The organism is Streptomyces sp. DH12 (assembly GCF_020873895.1).
Classification (GTDB): Bacteria; Actinomycetota; Actinomycetes; order Streptomycetales; family Streptomycetaceae; genus Streptomyces.
The window spans coordinates 374,243-397,372 of the sequence record NZ_JAHWGT010000001.1; the positions used below are offsets into that span (position 1 = coordinate 374,243).

A 23,130-nucleotide genomic window follows, 5' to 3' on the forward strand; every position below is an offset into this window, starting at 1 on the left:
CCGCGTTTGCTGTGCTGCGCTCACCCCGCCTGCCACGTGCCGGCCGCCGCTGTCCCGCCGGAGTCGCGCCTGTGGCCGGTCCCTGCCTCTCGGTCCATCCGCCCCCGTGCCGAAAGGGTGCGCCGTAGGACCGCCTCCCATCGTGCTGGTCGTCCTGCCCCCGATGCCCGCCGCTCCCCGGGACGGCGTCGCGGCCCAGTCCGGCCTCCGGGCCGGATGCCCGGCGGGCCACCGCCCTACTGCCCAGTCGCTGCGCCGCTTCCCGCCGTCGAGCCGTCCCGCCCCCCCCGCCACCGCCCTCGGCGTCCTGCCGCGCGCCGCTCCGTCCGCGTGCAGGGGCGCCGTGCCGCGGCGTTGCCGCCGACCCGGTCCTGCCGCCTCTCTCCGCCCGGCTGCTTGTGAGGCGCGAGGATTTGACGGGAGCTCACTTGACGAGTTCTTGCCAAGAGCAGGACCTCGGGCCATATGCGAAGGAGTAGCGGACAGTATTGAAATGAGCACGACGCGTGTTCAAGTAGCAGGAAGGACAGGGCAGATGAGTGTCCCGCCGGAGCAGAGTTTCCGCATCACCAAGCCCGCCAACATCACCTACGGCGTCTGGGACGAGACGCGGTTCGAGACCACGTCGACCTCCTGGGTGGAGGTTCCCGGTGCCAAGATCAACCTGATGCTCGGACAGGGAAAGCCGTCCTACGGCGCGCTGTTCGTTGCCACCTTCAGCGCCGAAGCCCTGTGCTCGGACAACAACAACGATGGCCAAGGCCTCCTCCAGGCCACCGTCTTCTTCGGTGACCAGCAGGCCCAGCCCCTCAGCGGCAACCACCGCTATGCGACCGCGCGGGGCAATCCCGAGTGGTCCAGCCACACCTTCCTGCGCACCGCCCGCTTCGAGCCGGAGATGGACGTGCGGGACGTCACGGCACGCGTGAAGCTGCGGGTCAACGGGGCCAGCGGTGGAGTGCAGAACTGGGTGTTCAAGATCGAGCGCTTCTTCCTCTGACCGACGAGGCGGTCCGCGCCGCGGCCACGCCTCCCGCACTCGCGCGGACCGCTACGCCGGACCGGACGATGCCGACGCGGTGAGCTCGGTGCACCAGGGTGATCAGCAGGCGCACCACCCGCAAGGACCCGGACCGCACCGCGGCCGGAAGACCGACCACTGGGTGGACCCGATGCCGCGCACCCCATTGCGATTGCTGTGGTGCGCACCGACGGTTTCCGGCCTCCACTCGACCGAGTGAGGGGGCCACCGACGGGGAGTGGACGGCACCGTGCTCAGTGTCCGCTCCGCCGAGTGCAGTCCACTCGGTGGAGCGGATCACATCGTGGGTGAGTGGGGCGACATACACGGGGCGATGGTCGTGCCTCCAGCCGGTGGTACCCGCCGCGTTCCTCCTTGACCTCAGCCCAGGTCAAGGAGGAACGCGGCGCTTTCACTCTCCAGAAGGCTCGGCCCGCACCGGACAGGGCGCTCCATCGTGCCGGTGCGCACCCGCCCGCGCGGTGGCGAGTGAAGGTGTGCCGGCCGGGGCTTGCCTGGCAACTTGCCTCGACGGTGCACCACCTGAACGGAAAGTCGCAAGTCAAGGTCCTCCAAGAGGTCTGCAGCATGCCGATTCGGTACGAGACCTGTCAGGGATGCGGGTAAGCGCAGAAGCACCCGGCCCCGACCGTACGCCTCATATGGCCGCTGCCTGACGTCGCCGTGCCGCCGGGGGCTCGGGCACTGGGCCTTGTACTGCCGGTGTGCCGCGGCGGGCCCGTGGCCTCGCGTCCTGGCCGCCTCTGCTACCTACCGCCCCCTCCGTGCCGCTCCGCCGGGCAGCCGCTGTCCCCTGAGGCCAGTCTCGCTACCGGCTGCTCGTCGGTCTGCCGGTCCGGCTCCAGAGCGGTCTTCCGTGCAGGCGTCCGCCGCCCGGGCTGCCGCCGCCCAGTTCCCGGCTGCGCCGTCCCATGCCGCTGTCCGCTCGCCGTACGTCGTCGGGTCACCGCCCTGTCACCGGCGCCTCGTCGCCACCCAGCGTCGGCTGCCGCTCCGCTGCCTTCTGCCGTGCTGCCGTCGTCCGCCCGAGGTTCCACCCGCGTGCTGCCGCGGGGCTCCCGCTGTTCTCCGAGACGTCACCGTATCGCCGTGCCGCGTCGTGCCGTCGGCCGCGCGCCATCCTGCCGCTGCCACCCCAACGGCGCTCGGCGCGTTCGACGGGGCAGGCCCGGCTCCCGTACGGCCGCGGGGCACCGAGTCATGCGGTCTGTCGTGCGCCCGCGGCCCACTCGTTCGGCGGCGTGCGGCCTCGCGCGGCCGCCGGCGATGTGGGGAGTCCTCCGGGCAGCCGACCGCTTCGCAGACGGTGACCCGCGTCGGCCAAGGTCCCTGCGCGGAACACGAGGGAGTGTGGGTTGCCGCTGTCCCGCCCGTCTGTCGCGCCCCCGCCCGATCGCCGCCTGGCCGTCCTGCGCCGCCGTGCTGCCACCCGTCGGGGTGCCCGCCGCGTGATGGCGTCGACTCCGCTGATGGCCGTCGGTCCTCGCGTGTCGCCGCCGGAGACCCGCGGGACCTCACACGAAAGCGTCGCCTTCCGGTGGCGGGGCCCCCGCCTCCACCCGCGCTGGGGCGGGGACGACATACTGTCTACATGCATGTAGAAGCACCGGGCGGGCGCGCGGACAGTGCCTACGTCGGGGAAGCCGCGCCTGTTCGTGGCCGACTCGGGCGCCCGGCCGGTGTATGACGTATGTGGCCGCGATGACGCACCCGGGGAGGTCGCCGCTCCACTGATCCGGTCGGCCCTGCCCTTCGCCGGTCCGGGCGGCGGGGCTTCCCGCCGCCGGAGCGGAACGCCCACCCGGCAATGCCGTCCACCGCCCTCTCCACGACCCTGAAGGAGTTCGCTTTGCCCGCCAAGCCGACGGAGCCCCAAGGGGGCAGTCCAGGACCGTCCCGTGCCGCCGCACGCGGCGCCGGTACGTGGCGGGGTGACGTGCGGTGAATGCCGTGCTCGGCCTGCTGGCCGTCCTCGTCCTGACCGCGGGCACCGGGTACTTCGTCGCCCAGGAATTCGCCTACGTCGCCGCCGACCGGCTGGCACTTGCCCGTGATGCCGAGGCGGGTGACAGGCGGGCCGCCCGCGCGCTGCAGGTGCTGGAGCGGCTCTCCTTCATGCTCTCCGGTGCCCAGCTCGGTATCACGGTCACGGGCCTGGTGGTCGGCTTCCTCGCCGAACCGTCCGTGACGGCGCTGCTCAAGCCCGTACTGGACGGAATGGGTTTGAGGGGCAGCGCGGCCACGGCGATCTCCGTCGTGCTGGCTTTCACGCTCGCCACGATCCTCCAAATGGTGGTCGGCGAACTCGCCCCGAAGAACCTGGCGCTCGCCGTACCGGAGCGGTTGGCGAAGTCGTTGGCGGCCTCCACCCTGTTCTACCTGAAGCTGGTCGGCCCGCTCGTACGCGTCTTCGACAGCGCCGCCAACAGACTGCTCCGCAGAATCGGCATCGAGCCGGTGGAGGAGCTGCACCATGGCGCCACCCTCGAAGAGCTCAGCCACCTGATCGGCGAGTCCCACGAGCAGGGTCAGCTGCCCGCCGACACCGCAGAGCTTCTCGACCACGCCCTCGCGTTCTCCGAGCGGACCCTGGACGAGGTGATGGTGCCGCGGGTGGACGCGGTCTTCGTCCGCAGGGACGCCACCCTGGCGGAGACGGCCGACCTGATCGCCGCGCACGGCCACTCGAGCTACCCGGTGCTCGGCGACCACCCCGACGACGTCGCCGGAGTCATCGGCGTATGGGAGTTGATGCGGCTGCCCGCTTCCGCCTTCGCGACCGCGAAGGCGGGGGAGACGTGCCGTCGGCCGCTGCTGCTGCCCGACACCCTGCCCCTGCCGGAAGCGGTGGCGCAGATGAGGCAGCGGGACGACGAGTTCGCCGTCGTCCTGGACGAGCACGGAGGCGTCGCGGGCATCGTCACCTACGAGGACATCGCGGAGGAACTGGTGGGCGACATCGCCGACGAGACCGACACCGTCGTGCAACTGGCCACCGTCGACGGAACCGGCTGGATCATCGACGCCGGGCGCCGCCTGGACGAGGTCGAGCAGGCCACCGGTATCGCGCTGCCCGAGGAGGAGGACTACGACACCGTCGCCGGCCTCGTCGTCGACCGGCTGGGCCGCTTCCCCACCATCGGTGACCGCCTCACCGTGCAAGGCGTCACCATCGAGGTTCTGAGTGTGGACCGGCACGTACCCGAACGTGTCCGGATCGAGCACTCGACGGCCGAGGAGGCCCAAGCATGAGCTTCCCCATGGCTCTCTTCGTCACCGTCGTTCTCCTCGCGGCCAGCGGATTCTTCGTGGCCGCCGAGTTCGCCCTCGTCGCCGCGAGACGCCATCGGGTGGAGAAGGCGGTGGAGGAGGGGCAGCGCGGCGCGAAGGCGGCGCTCGCCGGCATGCGCGAGCTGTCCCTCATGCTGGCCGGCGCCCAGCTGGGCATCACCGTCTGCACGCTCGGGCTCGGCTCGATCTCCAAGCCCGCGATCTCCCACCAAGTCGATCCGCTGCTGGTGAGACTCGGCCTTCCGGCCGGGCTCAGCTACGGCATCGCCTTCGCCCTCGCCATGGCCCTCGTGGTCTTCCTGCACATGGTGGTCGGCGAGATGGCGCCCAAGTCGTGGGCGATCGCCCACCCGGAGCGCTCCGCCATGCTGCTCAGCCCACCCTTCCGCGCCGTGGTCAAGACGGTACGGCCGCTGATCTGGGTGCTGAACAAGGTCAGCAACGCCCTGGTCCGGATGTGCCGGGTACAGCCGCGCGACGAGTTGACCGCAGTCCACAACCGCGAGCAGCTCACCCACCTCGTCGCCGAGTCACAACGGCTCGGACTGATCAACGAGACCGACTCCGACCTGATCACCCGCTCCCTGACCGAGCCGCAGACCCCCGTCGCGGAACTGCAGGTGTCCGCCGGTGGCATCGCGACCGTCCCGGCAGAAGCCGGCATCGACACGATCCTGTCGACGGCCACCGCCGCCGACCGGGCCCGCCTGCTCGTCATCGAAGGGGAGACGGTCCTCGGCTCGGTGCACGCCCGTGACGCCCTCGTGGCCCGCGCCCGGGGACGCGCCACGACCGCACGCCGACTCGCCCGGCCCGTCCCCGAACTCGGCGGCACGGACAGCCTCTCCCACGCGGTCGAGCAACTGCGCAGGCACCGCGCCTCCCTCGCCGTCATCCGGGACGAAGACGGCCGGCTCACCGGACTGGTCAGCCTGGACGATCTGCTCGCCCGCCTGCTGGACAAGCGAACCGCGTAGACACGACAGGACGCACGGGTCTTCCCCCGGGCGCGGCGCGGGGGAAGGCCGACTGCGCACGGCGAGCCACTCGGCTCATCTGCTCCTCTGCCCGTACACCGTGCTGCGACTGCTGCACTCGGTGCTGCGGCCGCTGCCCGAGCGCGGCCACCGGGTGGAGGTGTGGCTGTCGCACCCGGGCAAGAGCCACCAGCCCGACGAGATCGACGGGATGCACGTGCTGCCCTTCCAGGCGGGCGTCGACTTCATCTCCCGCGCCGGGCGCAAGGAGGTGCTGGCTGGTCGGCGGCGGACCCCTTCGGCGGTTCGGGCTCGTCGGCGGTCGGCGGCAGCCCGGTGAGAAAGGCGCGGATCTCGTCGGCCTCGGGGACGGCAAGGGCGGTGTAGAGGTCCAGCGCCCGGCGGGCGTGGTCGCCGGCGAGGTCGAAGCGGCCGAGGTCGCGTCGGACGTGCGCCAGGCCGTCATGGGCGCGGGCCTGCTCGGGGCGGTAGCCGGACTCGCGGGCGAGGGCCAGCGCGGAGTCGTGTTCGGCCGAGGCCAGGTCGAGCTCGCCCATGGACCGGGCGGCTTCCGCGAGGGCGTTGAGTGACTCGGCCTCGTCTCCGGGGAAGTCGAACCTGCGGCTCAGCTCCAGGGCCTGGTGGTGATGGCGCCGGGCCTCGTCGTAGCGGCCTTGCCGTTGGAACACCAGCCCGATGTTGCTGAGCACGACGGTCTCGCCGATGCGGGATCCCGTCGCGCGGTGTACGCGCACTGCCTGCCGGTGGTTCTCGTGGGCTTCCTCGTACCGTCCCTGGCGTCCGTGGAGGATGCCGAGGTAGGTCAGGCATCGGGCTTCGCCACTGGAGCCCCCGAGTTCGTGGAAGAGCAGGAGGGCCTGCGTGGTGTGGTCGTGGGCCTGGTGGTAGTCCCGTCGCCGCGTGGAGACGGCGGCGAGGGCGTGCAGTGCGTCGGCCGCCGTGCTCTGGTCGCCGATGCCGCGCGCGAGGTCCAGGGCGTGCCGGTAGTGCTCGGCCGCGTGCTCGTAGGCGCCGTGCCACCAGAAGTACACCTGGCCGAGGTCGATGAGCGTCCGGGCTTCGGTGGCTGTGTCGCCGCTGCGGCGGGCGGCTCGCAGTGCCAGGTCGTTGAGGGCCAGCGCGTCGGCCTGGTGGGCGTGACCCAGCAGGTAGCGGTGCAAGGTGGCGGTCAATTGGCTCGTGTGGGACAGCCAGTCGTGTTCGGCCGCGTATTGGCCGGACGCCATGAGGTTCGCGCGTTCGGTGTCCAGCCAGCTGAGCGCCTCGGGCTCGTCCCGTGGGGGCGAGGTCGGGTAGTCCGGGGCGGGGACGCGCGGTCTGCGGTTCTTGCCCTCGGGGTAGAGGTGGTCGACGGCCGTGCTGGCGGTGTGGAGATAGTTGTGGAACAGTCGGCCGAGGGCCTCGCGCCGGGCGTGGGGAGACTCCGCGGCGGCGGTGGCGAGGGCGTGTTCGCGCAGCAGGTCGTGGAAGGTGTAGGCGAGTTCCTGTGCACCTACCTCGGCTACGAGGTGGCCATGGCCGACGACGGCTTCGTGTCCCTGACCCGCGGTGACGCCGCCGTCCACGTCGTCCTCCTCCGCCGAGGTACGGACGTCCTCCCGCCCGAGCAGCGCGACCAACGGGCGGCCGGTCTGATCCTGGCCCTCACGGTCACCGACCTCCCGGCGGAGGAGGCCCGGCTGCGCGCGGCGGGCGCCCCCATCACCATGCCGCTGCGCGAGGAACCGTGGGGCGAGCGACTGCTGCAGATGACCGACCCGAACGGCGTCGTCGTCCAACTCGTCGAATGGGCGGCCCCCGCCGACGCCGCTGGTCCGGCCGATCCGGCCGATCCGGCCGACAACGACGAGGGCGCCGCCGTGATCGTGATCGCGCCCTCCGCCGACCACGTCACCGTCTCCCCGAACGCGACCATGACCGGTCTGGCGTCCCCCGGCCGCGGCAGCACGGAACTCAGCACCTGGACGGTCGCGATGGACGCCGGCGCCACCGGTCCCGAGCACTCCATCAGCCGTGAGCAGGTCTGGACGGTCACCGCCGGCGCGCTGGAGGTGACGTGCGGCGGCCGTACGGAGAAGGTCGCGGCCGGCCAGACCCTGATCCTGCCGGCCGACCGCCTCCGCCGGATCCATGCCCGCGAGCGGGCCGAGGCCCACGTCTCGATGCGCTCCGACGGGGTCGCCTCCGTTCCCGGCACCGAAGGTACCCGTGAACTGCCCTGGGCTCGGTGACTCACGGAACACAGGTGACATCATCCGCCGGCCGGGCCGTAACCTCAGAACGATCGACCGGGCCAAAAGACCACGAAACAGGAGATTCAAGAAGTGCGTGTGCTGTTGTCAACGTATGGGTCGCGTGGCGACGTCGAACCGCTGGTGGGGCTCGCGGTGCGGTTGCGGGAGCTCGGCGCGGAGGTGAGGGTGTGTGCGCCGCCGGACGAGGTCTTCGCGGAGCGGCTGGCCGGGGTCGGGGTGTCGGTAGTGGGTGTCGGGCCGTCGGCACGCGCGCTGATGACCGGGGCGCCACCGCCGTCGAAGACCAACCTGCCGCAGCGCGCGGCAGACCTGATCGCCAGTCAGTTGGCGGTGATACCCGCGGTCGCCGAGGGATGCGACGTGCTGTTGGCGACGGGCGCCATGCCGGCTGTCGCCGGGGCGCGGTCGGCAGCCGAGAAGCTGGGTATCGGCTACGTGTCAGCGATCTTCCAGCAGCTGACCCTCCCCTCGCCGCAGCGCCCGCCACTGGCATACCCGGGGCGCCCGTTTCCGCCGGAGGTGACCGACAACCGGGCGCTGTGGGACCTGGACGCCCTGAGCATCAACGCGCTGTTCCGTGAGGCGCTCAACACCAACCGCGCGACGATCGGCCTGCCCCCGGTGGACAGTGTCCGCCACTACGCCTTCGGCGACCGGCCGTGGCTGGCGACCGACCCGGTGCTGGACCCGTGGCTGGAGACGTCGGACCTCGACGTCGTACAGACCGGCGCGTGGGTGCTCCCCGACGAACGCCCGCTGCCCTCCGACTTGGAGGCCTTCCTGGACGCCGGCGCGCCGCCCGTGTACGTGGGGTTCGGCAGCATGGCCGTACGGGAGGGGGAGGGGGCGGCCCGGGTGGCCGTCGAGGCGGTCCGATCCCAGGGCCGCCGGGTCCTCGTCGGACGTGGCTGGGCGGAACTGGGCCTCGTCGACGACGGGGACGACTGCTTCGCCGTCGGCGAGGTCAACCACCAGTCCCTGTTCCCCCGGGTCGCGGCCGTCGTACACCACGGCGGCGCAGGCACCACGACCACCGCCGCCCGGGCCGGCGCACCGCAGGTGGTGATACCCCAGCTGGCGGACCAGCCGTACTGGGCCGCCCGCGTGGCCGAACTGGGCATCGGCGTAGCCCACGACGGTCCGGTACCGACCTTCGAGTCCCTGACGGCCGCGCTCAAGACGGCTCTGGGCCCCGAAACGGCCGCTCGGGCGAAGGCCGTGGCCGACAGGGTCCGCACCGACGGGGCGATGGTGGCCGCGAGACTGCTCCTCGACGCCGCCCGCTGAGGAAACCGAGACGGGGCCCGGAGGACCGGGTCCCGCACCCTCGGCCACCCGGCGCACTCCATCGAGGCCCACTTCAGCACCCTGCGCACGACGCACGCCATCCGGGGCGCGTCGGACAAGGAGGCCAAAGGCCTTCGGGCTCGTCATCCGCCACCGCGCCGGCGAGGAGGCCGACGACCCCTGGTGGAGCCCGGCCCGCTCCAGGCCGACGCCGTCGACCTGGAGCGGGCCGCAGCGACATGACCGCCGATACGGTTTTCCCCGGCAGGCGGGCGCCTTGTCCGAGACCACCCATCACACGTAGCCGATGGGAGTCTCCCGGGCTGCCCGTCGGCGGTTCTCACATCCGGGCCTCGAAAGGGGGGCCGAGACGGGCCGAGGCCTCGTTGACCGGGGCAGAACCGGCAGTAAGCACCATCTGATCACCGATGCCCCCGGCATTCCGCTCGCCCCCACCCTGACCGGCGGGAACCGCAACGACGTACCCCCAGCGCCTGTTCGTCCCCGCCGACCTGCTGCTGCACCTGACCGAGTGGCCCGCGTAGCGGGGCATCGACCCCACCCGCCTCGCCTCCCGAGTTGCGAACCCAAGGTGATCGACGCCCGCGGCACGGCCGCGGAGCTCAATGTGCTGGTCGCCGAGCGGCCAGGCAGCTCCCGGCCGCGGCGCCTCGCTGCGCGACCGGTGGGGTGGCCATCGCCCCCGACCTCGCCGGGCACGTCGCGGCCGTCGGCTACGAGCCGGACGCGGGCCGACCGACCGTCTGCGCGGAGACGTCGGCCTGGGCGACGAAGGTCCGGCTGGAGCAGGCCCGCATCATCGCGGCCGCCAATGAGTCGGCCGGCCGCACGTTCGTGCCCTCTGCGCATCCTGGCGCCCTGCTCCGTGCCCGCGTCGGAGTCGACCGGCGCCGACCAGGCAGCCGCGGCCGCGCCCCATCGGGCCGGTGCGCCCCCCGCCCACGATCCTGCACGACGCGTCCGGGGCGCACGCCCTGACTCGCGAGCGCCATCCAGTGGTCTGCAGTCGCTTCCCGGAGCGAGCAAGGGGAAGCCAGGGTGTTTGAAAACCTGCGCACGGTGCAGACGTTCGTTAACACAGTCTTTATCCACCCAGGTAGGAGACGCATCATGGGCATTGTCGCTTGGATCCTCATAGGTTTGCTCGCGGGCTTCATCGCCAAGGCGCTGATGCCGGGAAAGGACCCGGGCGGAGTCGTCATCACCATGCTCATCGGCGTCGCCGGCGGTCTGCTCGGCGGTTTCCTCGGCAAGGTCATCTTCGGCGTCGACTCCATCGATGGCTTCTTCGATCTCTCCACCTGGATCGCCGCCATCATCGGGTCGGTCATTCTCCTCGCCGTCTACCGACTCGTCACCGGCAACAAGCGCCACCACAGCCACGCCTGACACGGTCTCACCCTGGACGGAAAACGGCTCCCCCTCTCCCTGAGGGCGGAGCCGTTCCGCTGCTGCACGACAGACACCCTTGCGGCCGAGCTTCGACCCGCGGAGGGAAGCCGCCCAGGCGCGGTGATCGTCATCGTGTGGTCCCCGGCGCGCACGCCCACGGCGTGGTGCGAGGACGCGGATGGGATGCGTACAGTTCGACGGCCACTCGCGGTCGGGAGCGGCAATCCCCAGCAGGGCCGGCATCTGGCGTTTCTCCCCCTACCGGTAGCCGATCCGGCACCTGGTGAGGGCGATGCCGGGACGGGGCGCCCTCACCGGCTGCTGCGCGTCGCTACGGGCTCAGCCGGCCTGGAGCCGCAGTCGGAAAGCGGGGCAGACGTCCGGGTCGTCCTGCGCGTAGAGATAGGTGCGTCCGTTGCCCTCGGCGATCGACAGGGAGTCGAGGGTGTCCCCGTCCAGGAAGCGTTGCGGTGCGGTGAAGGAGAGGGACAGGTGCGCGAACGCGGTGGCCGAGGTGCCGTCCTGCACCACGGACCAGGTGCCGGACCCATCGAAGGTCTCGCCGAGTTCGCTGCGGTGCCAGTCACCGGTCGGCCAGTCGTGCACGGTGACCGTGCCGCTGGCCGGCTTGCTCTCGTCACCCACACCGTCGTCGACGACGCGCCGGGCCGCGTCCGCCACCTTCGCGGCGCTCTCCAGCCGGCGCTCGATGTCGTCGATCATCTTCCAGGCGTACGGGGCCGCCGCCCCTTCCCAGTAGCCATGTCGCGCAGCGGGCTGACTGCACTCAGTTCGAAGCGGTCATGGACAAGATTCGGGTCCCTCGACTGGGCCCGGGTCGGCCTCGCCGAAGGCCCGACAGTGTGGGCGCCGACAAGGCATACGGCAACCGCAGAACCCGCACCCATCTGCGCGAGCGCGGTATCCGACACGTGATCCCGGAGAAGCGGGACCAGGCAGCCGGCCGCCTGCGCAGAGGATGCCGCGGCGGACGGCCGCCCGGGCTCGACAAGGGCCGCTACAAGAAGCGCAACACCGTCGAGCGCGCGATCAACAAGCTGAAGCAGTTCAGAGCTGTTGCGACCCGCTACGACAAGCGCGGATACGTCTTCCTCGGCACCGTCACGGCCGCAGCACTCCTGATCTGGCTACGCTCGTGGCCAGAGGCATATCCGACTGCCACTCTCACCGTCCCACGTGGACCAAGAGCTGGTACAGGAAGGCCAAAACGGGTTGCGACCATGCATATGATCGGCTTGGGTGCGTGCTCGTGACTGCCTTGAAAGATCTTGTACGTCCGGACCGCTATCCACGCTCCTCTCGGTATGACCCCGCCTGGTTGCTCGACCTCGACATGGGGCCGAACCCGCTGTGGCTGCTGGAAGACCTCGCCCACGATCTCGACCTGCGCCCGGGCATGCGGGTTCTCGACCTCGGCTCCGGCAAGGGTGCCACGTCGGTGTTCCTGGCCCGCGAGTACGGAGTCGACGTCGTCGCGGCCGACCTGTGGATCGCCCCCGAACAGGCGGCACAGGTCTTCGCCAAGGCGGGTGTCGGCGACCGGGTGGAGGCCGTGCGAGCGGAGGCGCACGCCCTGCCGTTCGAGGAGCAGAGCTTCGACGCGATCGTCAGCGTGGACGCCTTCGAGTACTTCGGTACGGCGGACAACTTCCTGCTCTACCTGCTGCGCTTCCTCCGGCCCGGGGGACAGCTGGGCATGGCGACCCCCGCCATGACACAGGAGATCCGTGAACTCGGGATGATCCCGCCACACATCAAGAAAGTGGTCGGCTGGGAAGCGATCGCCTGGCACACGGCGGAATGGTGGCGCTTCCAGTGGGACATCACCGAGTTGGTGAAGGTCACATCCGCGCGGCTGCAGCAGAACGCCTGGCAGGACTGGCTGCTGTGGGCCCGAGCCGGCGCTGAGTACCATCCCGACGGCCAGAGCGCGAACCAGCCCGTTATCGACATGCTCACCACAGACCGTGGAGAATTCCTCTCCTTCGCTCTGGTAACCGCACATAAGAACTGAGCAGACGCCACGTCGACGGTGTGTCTCTCTGATCGTGATCGGAGAGACAGAACCTAGGACTGCTCCTCCCGGATACGCCCCGGCCCCGCCGGCCTTAGGGCATGTACCGGAAATGGGTCACGTTGTAGCGGCAAGCTCGACGAGGTGCTGGGCTGTGCCAGCAGGATTCCTCACGCAGAAGGCCCGCTACCGCTCTCGATGCCATCTCTCCGGAGCCGATCGGTACGGCGCGCGAGGTCACCCTCCTCTACCCCCGGGCCGGGCAGCCGGGCCTGGGGCAGTTCCGTCGGCGGGCCGTTGCTGTGGTGGTCGGCCGACGAGCCCTGGCCGATATACGCCGAACCGGAACCCTTCAAGCCGTTCGACGCGCCCGTAGGGCCGGAGCCGGTCGCGATGATCCCGGTAGCCCAACTGTATGCACGGTACGTGCCCGGACTTGTTTTCCCCGCCGATGCTGCCGCGTTCGGAGCGCGGCGTCATCGTTGCCAAAAGCCAGTTGAGATGGTGCCCTTGGTGGGGAAGGGTCTGTGGTCATGGAGTTCTTCTGCTACCACCGTGACCGGCCCGGCTCCCTCGCGTTACGCGAGGAGTTGGTGGAGGAGCACTGGTCCTACATGGACCGGTACGCGAAGGAGTTGATCGCTCGCGGTCCGACCTTCGCCGATGATGGCAAAACACCCACCGGCAGCGTGCACATCGTCGATCTGCCCGATCCCGCCGCCGCCCGCGCGTTCGCCTTCGACGAGCCCAACTACCAGGCCGGCGCGTACCGGCATGTGCTGCTGCGCCGGTGGCGCAACGTGCTGGGGCGCACCATGTGGGATTTCCCCGGTGGCCGGACCGATGGCAACCGGTACCTGGTGCTCGGCCTTGGCGAGGGCCCGGCCGCCGACCTTGCCCCGCCGCTCGACCGGGACGAGCTGGTCGCGTACGGGCCGCTGCTGTCCGACGACGGCAACACCTGGCTGGGTACGGCGGTGCTGCTCAGGGCCTCGGACCCGGACAGGGCACGAGCCGTCCTGACTGCGGACCGGTACGCGGCCATCGAGGTCCACGACTGGGAGTTCGGCGGGCGTCGATGAGCCACGAAGACGCCGGGTCGATGACATATCCGGACCACGTCGACCCGGGACGGCGGCGGTGACGGTGGAGCTGCGGGCGGTTCCGCTGGTGGGCGGGCCGGTGGAGATACGGGGTGCGTTGGACCTGGAGACCACACAGGCCGGGGTGATGCCGCGCCGGTTGCCCGCGTGGACCAAGGAGCAGTACCAGGACCCGTCGGTCTACGGGGTGACCGTGATGCCTTCGGGGGTGCGGCTGGTGTTCCGCACCGATGCGCGCACATTGGAATTCGAGGTACTCACCTCCACCGGCCGGCTCGCCTCCGACCCCCAGCCTCGCCCGACCGGGATGCTGGAGCTGCTGGTGGACGGCGCCTTGGCCGGGCGTCAGCAGGCGCCGGTGGGTAACGTGCTGCGGATGGCGGGCCCCGGGGCCGTACAGCGACTCATCCCGGGCGAGCCAGGGACCGTACGGTTCGCCGGGCTGCCGGCCGGCATGAAAAGCGTCGAGTTGTGGCTGCCACAGCAGACCCCGACGGAACTGGTGGCCCTGCGCGCTGACGGTGACGTGCTGGCACCGCTGCCGGACGGGCGGCGCCGCTGGGTGCACCACGGCAGTTCCATCAGTCACTGCATCGAGGCTGACGGCCCGACCGGGACCTGGCCGGTGGTGGCAGCTGCGCTCGGAAGGGTGGAGGTGATCAACCTCAGCCAGGCGGGTAACGCGCTGCTGGATCCCTATGTCGCCCGGGCGATCCGCGATACGCCCGCCGACCTGATCAGTCTCAAGGTGGGCATCAACATCGTGAGCGTGTCCGCCTTCCGACTACGGACGTTCGGCCCGGCGGTACACGGATTCCTGGACACGATCCGGGATGGACACCCGGACACCCCGCTGCTGTTGATCTCTCCGGTGAGCTGCCCGGCCCTGGAGGAGACTCCCGGCCCAACCGCGACCGGCCCTGACGGGAGACTCGCCGCCCTGGGCGACCCGGCCGATGTGGCCGGCGGGGCGTTGTCGCTGGCGGTGGTCCGCGCCGAGCTGGCCCGGATCGCTGCGGCACGACAGGCGTCCGATCCCCACCTCCACTATCTCGACGGACGCGAGCTGCTCGGCCCGGACGAGGCAGACGAGCTGGCCGACGGCCTTCACCCCACCGCCACCGCATACCGTCGAATGGGCAAGCGCTTTGCAGCCCACGCCTTCACGACCGACGGTCCCTTCCGCTGAGTGAGCTGGGCTCCACACCCTGCACCAAGTGTGGAGCTCTCACGCTCCTCCGGCCGGAGATGAGCGGTGGGGGACTCAGGGCACTGCTCGCCTTATGAAGGATGGGTTCGTGTGATCTCTTGCGCTGGAACGTCGTTGTCTCCGTTGGGGCAGCGGTTGCGCGTGTTGCCGAGTGCAGAGCGAATCGTCGGTTACGTTCCGGCGTCTGTCTCGGCGCGCGGTTGTCCGGTCTGCTACACGACATCCCGAGGCACATCGACATGGCTGATGCCGACGCGCTCGTCGTGCTGACGGCTCCAGGGTGTTGGCGGTGTCGGCGTGGTCGGGGTCCGGGCTCCTTTGCCGTGGCGGACGTGGAGCTTGCCGAAGCGGCCCAGGTCCCACTTGATGTCCGCCAGATCGAGTTTGCACGCCTCGCTGACCCGTAGCCCAACCTGGGACATCAGCTTGGAGGCGGTGTAGTTCCGGGCGGTCGGGGCGAACTTTCGGCAGGTCGCCAGTTCGCCGCCCCACCCGGTGAACAGCGCGTCTTGACCTCCGGCCCGGACGGCGGAATCCGCAGTGCCGCGTCATTCGACCCGCGCGGGCGGTGCATCTCGTCGGTCGGGCACTCGATCACCCGGCCGGTCATCCGGTGGATCTCGACCTTGTGCCGCAGCTCCAGGAACAGGAAGCTCGTGGTCAGCGCCTGGAGCGCCCCAGCCGGGTGCCGCTCGGCGAAGCCCGCAGAACCTTCCCGAAGTACGCGTCGGCGTCCGGCGGCTCCATCTCCCACAGCGGCCGACCGAACCAGGACCGCATCTGCTCCAGGTGCCCGACGTCCCCGCGGATCGTGCCGTCCGCCAGCCCAGCCGAGGCCCGCGCCAACACGAACCCCGCCAGCACGTCGGTCTCGAACTGCTCCAGCTCCTCCGCCGTCGCCGGCGGCCGGACATCGCGCAGGTCCCGTACGACAGCCAGCGCCAACCCGAGCTCACTCACCTTCAGCACCATCGTGAACTGATCGGACACAGTGAGAACGCTTCAGGAATCCCGAAGTCACGTCAGTCTGCGATCCGGTGCCGGAAGGAGGACGAACCCCCTGGTCACGAGGTCGAAGACTCAGGGAGGCTCAGAGCAACCCACGGGATGTCGCACATGCCGGACGGGCATACTTCCGAACGATCAGGGGATCAACCGGGAGCGGTTCACCTTGCCGGTGTGGGTGAGCGGCAGAGCATCCCGTACGACGTACCGGCGAGGGACCTTGAACGGGGTCAGCCGGCGTTCGACGGCCGCGCGGACCTCGGCGAGCAGGGAGCCGGTGTCCCCGCGGCTGTCGAGCACCAGATAGGCGTGGAGTTCGGTGTCGCCGTTGTCGGCCTGAACGCCCACGACCGCCGCCTGCCGCACCGCGGGATGGTGCAGAAGAGCTTCCTCGACCTCGACCGGGTAGACGTTCATGCCCTCGATGATGACCATGTCGTCCTGGCGGCTGTGGTGCCACAGATCACCCTCGGGTCCCAGGGAGCAGAGGTCCCCGGTCAGGGTCCAGCCGTCGTGCAGGGCGGCGGCCTGGCATGCCGGGGCATCGAGGTAGCGGACGCCGGTGGGGCCGCACACGGCGAGCCGACCGGGCTCGCCCGGGGGCAGCGGGCTTCCGTCCGGTCCAAGGACGCGGAGCCGGTATCCGGGGACGACGCGGCCGACGGAGCCAGGACGGTGGACGTCGGGACGGGTGGCGACGAAGGCACTGAACAGCTCGGTGGTGCCGAGGATGTTGGTGAGGCGCAGGCCGGTACGGGCGAGCCACCCCTCTTCGGTGATGCGGGGCAGCGGCTCGCCGCCGACGAGGTAGCGGCGAGGGGCGTGCGCCATGGGGCGGGGGGGATGCTGCAGGGCCCACCGGTAGTAGCCGGGGCTCGCCATCACCACGGTGGCGCGGTGCCGTTCGGCGGCATCGAAGAACGCCTCGGGTCCACCGGAGGGCTGCATGAGGGCTGCGGCGCCGGTGGCGAGCACGCCCTGCACCGCAACACCGAGAGCGGCGACGAAGGACAGGGAGGCGGTGGTGGTGACGAGGTCGCCGGGCGCGAGGCCGGTGACGTACTCACCCATCGTGGCGGCCACCGTGACCACGTCGCGGTGGAAGTGCGCGACCGCCTTGGGCCGGCCGGTGGTGCCGGAGGTGAAGATGATCAGAGCGACGTCGTCGGCCGCAGTGTCGGCGGCGTAAGCGGCCGGGGAGCGGCGGGCGCAGCGCGCGGGCAGGTCCGCCCCGCCCTGCGCAAGACCGGTGGGGTGGGCGCTGGTGGCGAGGTGGGGGGCGACCGCGATGAGGGGGTCAAGGTGCGCCGCGGGGCCGAGGGCGTGGGTGACGCCGGCGACCTCGACGACGTCGGCCAGCTCGGCCGCCGTCATCTGTTCGTGGCCGCTCACCACGACTCCTCCAGCCAGCAGCGTTCCCAGCCAGCATGCCGCATACCAGGGCGAGTTGGGGCCCCGGAGCAGCACGCGTGCGCCGGTTACCAGACCGAGGTCCTCGGTGAGGACGGAGGCGATTAGACGGCTGCGGTGGCGGAGCTCCCCGTACGTCCACGTCTCGTCATCGGTGACGAGGCAGCGCTGGTGGGCGGTGGCACCGTGCGCGTGGGCGAGCAGCGCGGCGGCGGCGTTGACGCGTGCCGGTGTTCGGGCGGTGCCCGCCGAGGCCAGCAGAGTGGGCCAGGGACGCAGCCGGGTCATCGCATCACGGGTGAAGGGATCCCGGTGACCACTGGGCTGCAGGCCGCTGACCGTCTGCTGATGAGTGGCCACACGATTTCCCTTCAAAGGTGGGGGTCTCGCGCGACGTGCGAGCGGAACGCGAGACCGCCCCGCGCTGGTGTCTCGGCGCCCAGAGCGTTCCAGGCGACCGTACGAACGTTCCGGCCGGCGCGCACGTGAGCCGACCCGTACGGGTTACTGCTTCAGCTGACACAGCAGCACGCGGTTCGCGAGGATTATGCGAGTAGGTCAGGTACACAAAGCGCCGATGAGATTGATCAAGGCCGACCAGATCGTCGGCGAATATCGGTACAGCGCCTATCGGCGAGAACGATCTTGCTTGGGCGGCGCAGTGATCTACTTCGCCGCTACGGCTCGGTGGAACAGCTCCCGCCACAGGGCTGGTGACGGTTTGCGGTCGGAGGCTGCCCCACCCGCGAAGCGGCCCCCATAAACACCTCCCAGATCAACCGGACCATCGTGGCACGGCAGACACCCGCAACAGCGCAGGCACACGCCTGCGGCCGCTTGATTCGCCTGCGCACTGGCCAGACACCATGCGCCGCCGCGACAAGGGCACCGACACTGAGTCCACCGGCATGAGCGTGAAGATATCGGCGCCCGGAGCCGCCCCGGGATCTCCACCGAACCTCGTCGGCCACCTACGCAGACGCCGTGATCACCGGCTTAGCGTTAACCGCTGTACCGATGTTCCCCGAGGCCGAGGTCCCGTACGGACGTGGAAGCCCTCGATCTCACGGCCGACCGGCTGCGCCGTTTCCAGGACGCGTTCGCCAAGGTGGGCGACGACTCCCGCGTCCGGGCGAACCGCGTCCGCGCGTACCGCCACACCGGCCAGGACGACGACACCGGCGCAGTACGCCCGGTGCGCTCAGACGATCAACAGGCGCACCACCCACAGGAGCCCGGACCGCACCGCGGTCGGCAGGCCGACCACTGAGTGGACCCGATGGCGCGCACCCGGTGCGGTGGTGCGCACCGACGACGCCCTGCCTCCGCTCCACCGAGTCGAGCCCACCGTCGGAGTGAACGCCACCGCGCTCCGCACCCACTCCACTGAGTGAAAGCCCACCCGGCGGAGTGGACGACATCGCCGGGACGATGCCATGCATCCACCCGGTGCGTACCCGCCGCATTTCTCCTTGACCTCGTCGGGTTCCGGGGAGCCCGGATGCCCTCCCAGGCCGGGCGCGGCCAGCAGCGGCAGCGGCAGCAGCGGCGGCGGTCGGTCGGCGGCCGGTCGCGAGGAACGAAGGAGCAGCGCTGATGCCGTGGCGTGCCGCCGCCCCGGCCGCGGCGCCGCTGCGGCGTCCGCCCGCCCCGTCCTCCGCTGTACCGCCGCGGCCCCGTCCTCCGCTGTACCGCCGCGGCCCCGCCCCGCCACGCCCGGCGTCCCCGCGTGCTGCGCCGCGGTGCGCCCGCTGTTCGCCGAGCCGCCGCCGTGTCGCCGACGCTGCTTGAGGGCCGGCCCGGCCCCGCGCCGTTCGGCCCCCGCCGCTCAGACCCCGCCGGCCCGCCCGCCACGCCGTCGGGGCCCGGCGGCGTAGCGGCGCCGACCCACCGCCGCCTCCGAACCACACCTGACCGGCAGCCCTGTCGCCCAGGCACCGCCACGGGCGCAGCCGTCCGAGCAGACAACCGGCCGCGAGCGCGGCGGCCCCGCTGCCCGACGTCGCCCACCATCAGGACCACCGCATGCCGATCGCGGACAGCAGCTCGATCCGTTCCGGTGTCAGTGCCGCGACCCGGCTGCGCTGATTCCCGATCCATGCCCCGAGCCGGAGCTCCCGTTCCTCCTGCTCCTCGCCACTGCTGCCGCCGGTGCCGCCGCTGCCGCGGCTCCCGTAGTCGCCGACGATGATCCGTTCGACCCACTTCCTGGGGACCTGAAGGTGCCCCTCGCGCTCGTAGAACTGCCGAGCGGCCTCGTAGTTCATCGCCCACTTGTCGGCCTGCGTACGGCGCGGCGGCGGCTTCTCGTCCTCGGTCGCGGGCTCGATCCCAAGGACCTGCTCGCACATCCACTGCTGCACGGTGGTGAGGTTGTCCCAGCCGAGCCGGACCGAGCGCACCCACCGGCCAAGGTCCTCGCCCTGGTGCACGACGGTGCCAGGCTCCATCGGCAGCGCCTCACCGGCGTCCAGGTGGAGCCGGACGAGGTGGAAGCACCGCTGCCACGTCACCGGCCAGGCAGGGCACCACGCCGGGTCGATGTCCTCCAGTTGCTCGCGCCGTTCCGCCGACAGCGCCCCGGCCGACGACTCCATCGGCAGCCCCTCGGCCCGCCGCTGCTCGATCTCGGCAGCCTTGCGGGCGGCGGCCCGCTGATTCTTCAACCAGACCCCCACCCGGTACCCCTGGAACGTGGCGTCCAGTGGGGCCAGGAGGTGTCCGTGTTCGGCCGCCCACCCGCGCGCGGCGGACAGGCCCTTCTCCCACGCGACGTCGAAGTGCGACCACACCATGCCCAGCTTCTCCAACTGGGCGATACGGCCCTCGTCCATCTCACCGCAGGCGTAGAAGCGCCGGTTGTCGGAGATCCACTGCCCCAGCGGAAACCCGGCGAGCGCAGCCGGCCACCCCTCGACCCCCACCGCCTGGTCCTCCTTGTCGGGCACGCGGTACGTGAACGGCACCCGCAGGTCGCCGTGCAGCCGGTTGTAGATGACGGCGGCCTCCACCCCACGCCGCCAATGCTCGTGCTCCGGATCGAGGACGCGCAGGTTGATGAACGCCGCCAGGGCGGCAGGGTCGCGTGGCGTGGAGAACTTCAGCAGCGCCCGGGCCGGCACGGACAAACCACGGTCGCTGTCGGCTCCCTCGACCTCCCCGCCACCCCGGCTCTGCACCCCCCGCACCCGGCTCTGCGCCTGCTGCTCGGCGAGCTGCTCCACCACCCGCGCATCGTGCGCCCGCAGCGCCTCCAGCAGCTTGGCCAACCCGCCGAACGCGCGGCTCGTCAGCATGTTGTCCGCCGTCTCCCCGGGCCCGAGCAGGACCGGCACCACGAGCGAGGCCATCTTGCCCTCACCGGGCTGCATCCGCAGCGCCCGCCCTACCGCCTGGACGAGGTCGGGCATGGAGCCGCGCACGTCAGCCCAGTACACGGAGTCGCAGTTCTTGATGTCGACTCCCTCGCCCAGGACCTTCACCGAGCCCAGGAAGCCCTTCTCCACGACCGTGCCCTCCGTGGCGACACCGGCCGCGAACTCACCCAGCAGACGCCGCCGGTGGAGCGGCTTGTGATCACCGCACAGCCAGTTGGCCCAGATCGTGCGCGGATACAGCTCAGAATCACTGGCGTGCATCTGCGCGGCGACATCGGGAAGGCCGACCGCGAACGCCTCGGCCTCCTTCACCACGTGGTGGAAGACGAGCGTGCGCCTAAAGCCCTCCTCGGCCGACGCCTTGAGCAGGGCGGTCTGGAGCGCGGCGAGCCGGGCCCCGCGGACCTCGTCCGAACGGCCCTCCACGCCCAAGAGCTGCGCGGCCTGCAGCTGGGTGTCGGTGACGTCCACGCACACCACCTGGTAGGGGGCACAGATCTCCCGGTCGATCGCCTCCGACAACGTCAGCGTGTACGCCCGGCTGCCGAACGGGCCATCCGGGTCGTCATCCATGCTCGCCACCAGCTCGCCCGGCGCACTCTCGGAGCCTTCGTCCAGCTGCCACAACCGGGGCGTGGCCGTCATGTACAACCTCCGCAGGGACGGGATGCGGGTGTTGTCGTGGACGACCGCCCACGGCTTGCCGATCCTTCCCGATGTCCGGTGCGCCTCGTCGACCACAATCAGGTCCCACCCCGGAAGCCCGGCGGCGTGCGCCCGCTCCAGGGTGCCGAGCCCGAGGGAGGCGTACGTGGCGTACACGGTGACCTTGTCGTACGGCCGCACCCACTCGACCAGCTCGTCCACGTCCGTGGTGTTGGGGAAGGGCACCTCCTCACCCCGCAGTGAGGACACCCCGACCGCCGGCCCCCGGCGGCCTGCCTCGCGCCAGGCGGCCTCGGTCTGGGCGAGCAGGTCCAAGCTGGGTACGAGCACCAGCACACGGCCAGCGCGGAGCTCCTCCGCGCTGCGGGCCGCCACCCGGGTCTTCCCGGACCCGGTCGCCATGATCACCTGCGTTCGAAGCCCTCGCTCCGGCACCAGCGACCTTGAAGGCAATTCGAGAGCCCGAAGGACCGCGTCAATAGCTTCTCGCTGGGCGGCCTCGCGCTGATCAGCGCGGCCGGTGCTCGACATATGGTCCACCTTCTCCTGGGTGCCGACCGATCGATCCAAGCGGAGAAAACCAGAAACCCGCACATGAAGGAACCACATGAACTACGGCCGGGCCGACTCGATCGACTGCTTGCCATCCTCGCCGGAACACCGGCACAGCCATGTGGAAGATCCCGCTAACGTCCCCAGAACGGCCCCTGGTGGTGTGCCCTATCTCCAGAGTCTATCCGCACTAAAAAACGAAGCACGCCGCAACCGTAGCCCGAACCCCGCCCTGACTCGACGAAACCGTTGCCCCTGCCCCACCCGATAAGCCGTTCGAGGAGCTAACGGCCATCCAGACCGTCCCCCGAAAGCCGACCCGCTATGCACCCGCGCCTGACCTGACCACCCGCCCCCAGCCCCCTCTTCCACTTGCCACCGCCCGGTGAGCAGCGCGGATCGGGGTACACGGGCCGACATGGCACCGAAGAGTGAGCACCTCATGTCCCTGCGGGCCGTGCGGCAGCTGCGCCGCGTCCGCACCTTCTACATGGCAGGCGCCCTGCTGTGGGCGGCCGCCGCGGCTTGGACGGGACAGGCCAACCCCGGGAGTCGGCAGATGTGGATCTCCCTGCTCCTCCTGGCGGTCTTCACCGGCCTGCTCGGCGCCGCCTCCCTGTGGTTGCAGCGCCTCCAGGCTGCCCCAGGACGCAAGTCGGCACATCACGCCGCCCGACGAGCCATCGCCCCGCGCCACGCAAACGCCTGAGCCTGGCATGCGCAAACCTGGATGATGCGGGAAGCAGGACGACGTTCAAGCTCCGTCCCATGCGAGGAGTCGCCATGACCACCTTTGTCATCACTGTTCCCGGCACCTTCATCTCGGGCATCACCGACTCCGCGCGCTCGGCTCTCGAGCGAAGGCTGTCCTCACAGCACACGGACGTCAGCGAGAGTGAAGGTCTGAATCTCCTCACACTGAACGAGGACGGCACCTTCTCTGTCCGCCTCGAGGTCGACGCCCCAGATCGGTACGAAGCCGAGCTGGACGCCACAAGGCTCGTCTCAGCCGCGCTGAAGGAGGCAGGGATCGCGGAAGGTGACGCCCCGCTGGGTCCGCCGGCCGTCACCGGTATCGACAGCGACCTCTGACCCTTCTCATTGCAGGCGGTCCATGCCAGGCGTTAGAACACCAGCTTCCCTCAGGGAGCCGATACCGCGGGTCCAGTGCCTGACCCGACAGGCCTCAACCCCAGTCAGCCTGGCCCGCGCCAGCGGGCCACAGGCTTGAAGGCGAAGCCGGAAAGCCTGTGGCGGGGGAGCGCAGCGGACCCGCCACAGCCGGTCTGCAGCGAAGCGGAAGACCGGCTGTGGGACGAAGTCCCTGCAGCTCCGAGAGCGCAGCGAACGGAGCGTCAACCTGGCCGCGAAGCGACCAGGTTGAGTGGGTCGCGCAGCGACCCACCAGCGCTCCCGCGGAGCGGGAGCGCAACCCCCGCGCGCAGCGCGGGGGTTCGCTTGCACAGCGCGCAGCGCTGTGGGACCC

At 70.6% G+C, this 23,130-nt stretch carries 18 protein-coding genes and 2 pseudogenes; 15 read left to right on the forward strand and 5 right to left on the reverse strand.

From position 1 onward, the window contains the following. Positions 1 to 535: 535 nt before the first annotated feature. The 3 genes from LPA54_RS01655 (at position 536) to LPA54_RS01665 (ending at position 5,310) form a co-directional block, all read left to right on the forward strand. A complete protein-coding gene (locus LPA54_RS01655; protein WP_228973225.1) occupies positions 536 to 1,000 on the forward strand; it encodes a hypothetical protein in 465 nt (154 codons plus the stop codon). A gap of 1,983 nt (positions 1,001 to 2,983) precedes the next feature. Then, complete coding sequence (locus tag LPA54_RS01660) at positions 2,984 to 4,294, forward strand: hemolysin family protein (RefSeq protein ID WP_228973226.1); 1,311 nt, start codon at positions 2,984 to 2,986, stop codon at positions 4,292 to 4,294. Further along, entirely contained in the window at positions 4,291 to 5,310 is a 1,020-nt protein-coding gene (locus LPA54_RS01665) for a hemolysin family protein (protein WP_228973227.1), read from the forward strand. Before LPA54_RS01660 ends, LPA54_RS01665 begins: the two co-directional genes overlap by 4 nt. A 245-nt stretch (positions 5,311 to 5,555) precedes the next feature. Here LPA54_RS01665 and LPA54_RS01670 read toward each other — a convergent pair whose 3' ends face one another. Next, positions 5,556 to 6,896, reverse strand: coding sequence for a tetratricopeptide repeat protein (locus tag LPA54_RS01670; protein WP_228973228.1), 1,341 nt, complete (start codon positions 6,894 to 6,896; stop codon positions 5,556 to 5,558). Here LPA54_RS01670 and LPA54_RS01675 point away from each other — a divergent pair. The 5 genes and pseudogenes from LPA54_RS01675 (at position 6,846) to LPA54_RS01695 (ending at position 10,283) form a co-directional block, all read left to right on the forward strand. Then, positions 6,846 to 7,562: a cupin domain-containing protein gene (locus tag LPA54_RS01675; protein ID WP_228973229.1), complete on the forward strand. Its 717-nt coding sequence runs from the start codon at positions 6,846 to 6,848 to the stop codon at positions 7,560 to 7,562. The two genes, LPA54_RS01670 and LPA54_RS01675, sit on opposite strands and share 51 nt — an antisense overlap. 93 nt (positions 7,563 to 7,655) lie before the next feature. After that, positions 7,656 to 8,873: a glycosyltransferase gene (locus LPA54_RS01680; RefSeq protein ID WP_228973230.1), complete on the forward strand. Its 1,218-nt coding sequence runs from the start codon at positions 7,656 to 7,658 to the stop codon at positions 8,871 to 8,873. A 388-nt stretch (positions 8,874 to 9,261) separates the two neighbouring features. Continuing rightward, positions 9,262 to 9,357, forward strand: a pseudogene (locus LPA54_RS01685) (IS5/IS1182 family transposase); the annotation flags it as partial. Between the two features lie 206 nt (positions 9,358 to 9,563). After that, on the forward strand, positions 9,564 to 9,872 hold the full coding sequence (locus LPA54_RS01690; protein WP_228973231.1) for a DciA family protein: 309 nt from the start codon (positions 9,564 to 9,566) through the stop codon (positions 9,870 to 9,872). A gap of 132 nt (positions 9,873 to 10,004) precedes the next feature. Beyond that, positions 10,005 to 10,283: a GlsB/YeaQ/YmgE family stress response membrane protein gene (locus LPA54_RS01695; RefSeq protein WP_228973232.1), complete on the forward strand. Its 279-nt coding sequence runs from the start codon at positions 10,005 to 10,007 to the stop codon at positions 10,281 to 10,283. Between the two features lie 342 nt (positions 10,284 to 10,625). On the opposite strand, the gene LPA54_RS01700 is transcribed toward LPA54_RS01695, so the two are convergent. After that, positions 10,626 to 11,009 carry a hypothetical protein gene (locus LPA54_RS01700; protein ID WP_228973233.1) on the reverse strand — a complete coding sequence of 128 codons (384 nt, stop codon included), beginning with the start codon at positions 11,007 to 11,009 and terminating at the stop codon, positions 10,626 to 10,628. A 56-nt stretch (positions 11,010 to 11,065) separates the two neighbouring features. On the opposite strand from LPA54_RS01700, the pseudogene LPA54_RS01705 reads away from it, so the two are divergent. From LPA54_RS01705 to LPA54_RS01720, 4 genes and pseudogenes are all read left to right on the forward strand, one after another. Beyond that, a pseudogene (locus tag LPA54_RS01705) lies at positions 11,066 to 11,440 on the forward strand (transposase); the annotation flags it as partial. 185 nt (positions 11,441 to 11,625) lie between these two features. Further along, complete coding sequence (locus LPA54_RS01710; protein WP_228973234.1) at positions 11,626 to 12,321, forward strand: methyltransferase domain-containing protein; 696 nt, start codon at positions 11,626 to 11,628, stop codon at positions 12,319 to 12,321. 533 nt (positions 12,322 to 12,854) lie between these two features. Further along, a complete protein-coding gene (locus tag LPA54_RS01715) occupies positions 12,855 to 13,403 on the forward strand; it encodes a YciI family protein (protein WP_228973235.1) in 549 nt (182 codons plus the stop codon). Positions 13,404 to 13,461: 58 nt separating this feature from the next. Next, complete coding sequence (locus LPA54_RS01720) at positions 13,462 to 14,613, forward strand: SGNH/GDSL hydrolase family protein (protein WP_228973236.1); 1,152 nt, start codon at positions 13,462 to 13,464, stop codon at positions 14,611 to 14,613. A 681-nt stretch (positions 14,614 to 15,294) separates the two neighbouring features. On the opposite strand, the gene LPA54_RS01725 is transcribed toward LPA54_RS01720, so the two are convergent. Together LPA54_RS01725 and LPA54_RS01730 are read right to left on the reverse strand one after the other, a co-directional pair. Next, positions 15,295 to 15,624 (reverse strand): hypothetical protein, encoded by a 330-nt coding sequence (locus tag LPA54_RS01725; RefSeq protein ID WP_228973237.1) that lies wholly within the window; start codon positions 15,622 to 15,624, stop codon positions 15,295 to 15,297. Positions 15,625 to 15,777: 153 nt separating this feature from the next. Continuing rightward, a complete protein-coding gene (locus LPA54_RS01730; protein ID WP_228973238.1) occupies positions 15,778 to 17,337 on the reverse strand; it encodes a class I adenylate-forming enzyme family protein in 1,560 nt (519 codons plus the stop codon). Positions 17,338 to 18,097: 760 nt separating this feature from the next. Here LPA54_RS01730 and LPA54_RS01735 point away from each other — a divergent pair. Continuing rightward, on the forward strand, positions 18,098 to 18,319 hold the full coding sequence (locus tag LPA54_RS01735; protein ID WP_228973239.1) for a hypothetical protein: 222 nt from the start codon (positions 18,098 to 18,100) through the stop codon (positions 18,317 to 18,319). A gap of 742 nt (positions 18,320 to 19,061) precedes the next feature. Here LPA54_RS01735 and LPA54_RS01740 read toward each other — a convergent pair. Then, the gene (locus LPA54_RS01740) at positions 19,062 to 21,623 is read right to left on the reverse strand and encodes a DEAD/DEAH box helicase (protein ID WP_228973240.1); all 2,562 of its coding nucleotides are present in this window, start codon (positions 21,621 to 21,623) and stop codon (positions 19,062 to 19,064) included. A gap of 439 nt (positions 21,624 to 22,062) precedes the next feature. On the opposite strand from LPA54_RS01740, the gene LPA54_RS01745 reads away from it, so the two are divergent. After that, positions 22,063 to 22,353 (forward strand): hypothetical protein, encoded by a 291-nt coding sequence (locus tag LPA54_RS01745; RefSeq protein WP_228973241.1) that lies wholly within the window; start codon positions 22,063 to 22,065, stop codon positions 22,351 to 22,353. Between the two features lie 74 nt (positions 22,354 to 22,427). Then, a complete protein-coding gene (locus LPA54_RS01750; protein WP_228973242.1) occupies positions 22,428 to 22,736 on the forward strand; it encodes a hypothetical protein in 309 nt (102 codons plus the stop codon). Positions 22,737 to 23,130: the final 394 nt, after the last annotated feature.

Coding starts and splice junctions, on each gene's coding strand:
- LPA54_RS01730 (WP_228973238.1), bottom strand. CDS start 17,337: ATGACCCGGCTGCGTCCCTGGCCCACTCTGCTGGCCTCGGCGGGCACC.
- LPA54_RS01665 (WP_228973227.1), top strand. CDS start 4,291: ATGAGCTTCCCCATGGCTCTCTTCGTCACCGTCGTTCTCCTCGCGGCC.
- LPA54_RS01740 (WP_228973240.1), bottom strand. CDS start 21,623: ATGTCGAGCACCGGCCGCGCTGATCAGCGCGAGGCCGCCCAGCGAGAA.
- LPA54_RS01745 (WP_228973241.1), top strand. CDS start 22,063: ATGGCACCGAAGAGTGAGCACCTCATGTCCCTGCGGGCCGTGCGGCAG.
- LPA54_RS01675 (WP_228973229.1), top strand. CDS start 6,846: ATGGCCGACGACGGCTTCGTGTCCCTGACCCGCGGTGACGCCGCCGTC.
- LPA54_RS01695 (WP_228973232.1), top strand. CDS start 10,005: ATGGGCATTGTCGCTTGGATCCTCATAGGTTTGCTCGCGGGCTTCATC.
- LPA54_RS01715 (WP_228973235.1), top strand. CDS start 12,855: ATGGAGTTCTTCTGCTACCACCGTGACCGGCCCGGCTCCCTCGCGTTA.
- LPA54_RS01655 (WP_228973225.1), top strand. CDS start 536: ATGAGTGTCCCGCCGGAGCAGAGTTTCCGCATCACCAAGCCCGCCAAC.
- LPA54_RS01750 (WP_228973242.1), top strand. CDS start 22,428: ATGACCACCTTTGTCATCACTGTTCCCGGCACCTTCATCTCGGGCATC.
- LPA54_RS01700 (WP_228973233.1), bottom strand. CDS start 11,009: ATGATCGACGACATCGAGCGCCGGCTGGAGAGCGCCGCGAAGGTGGCG.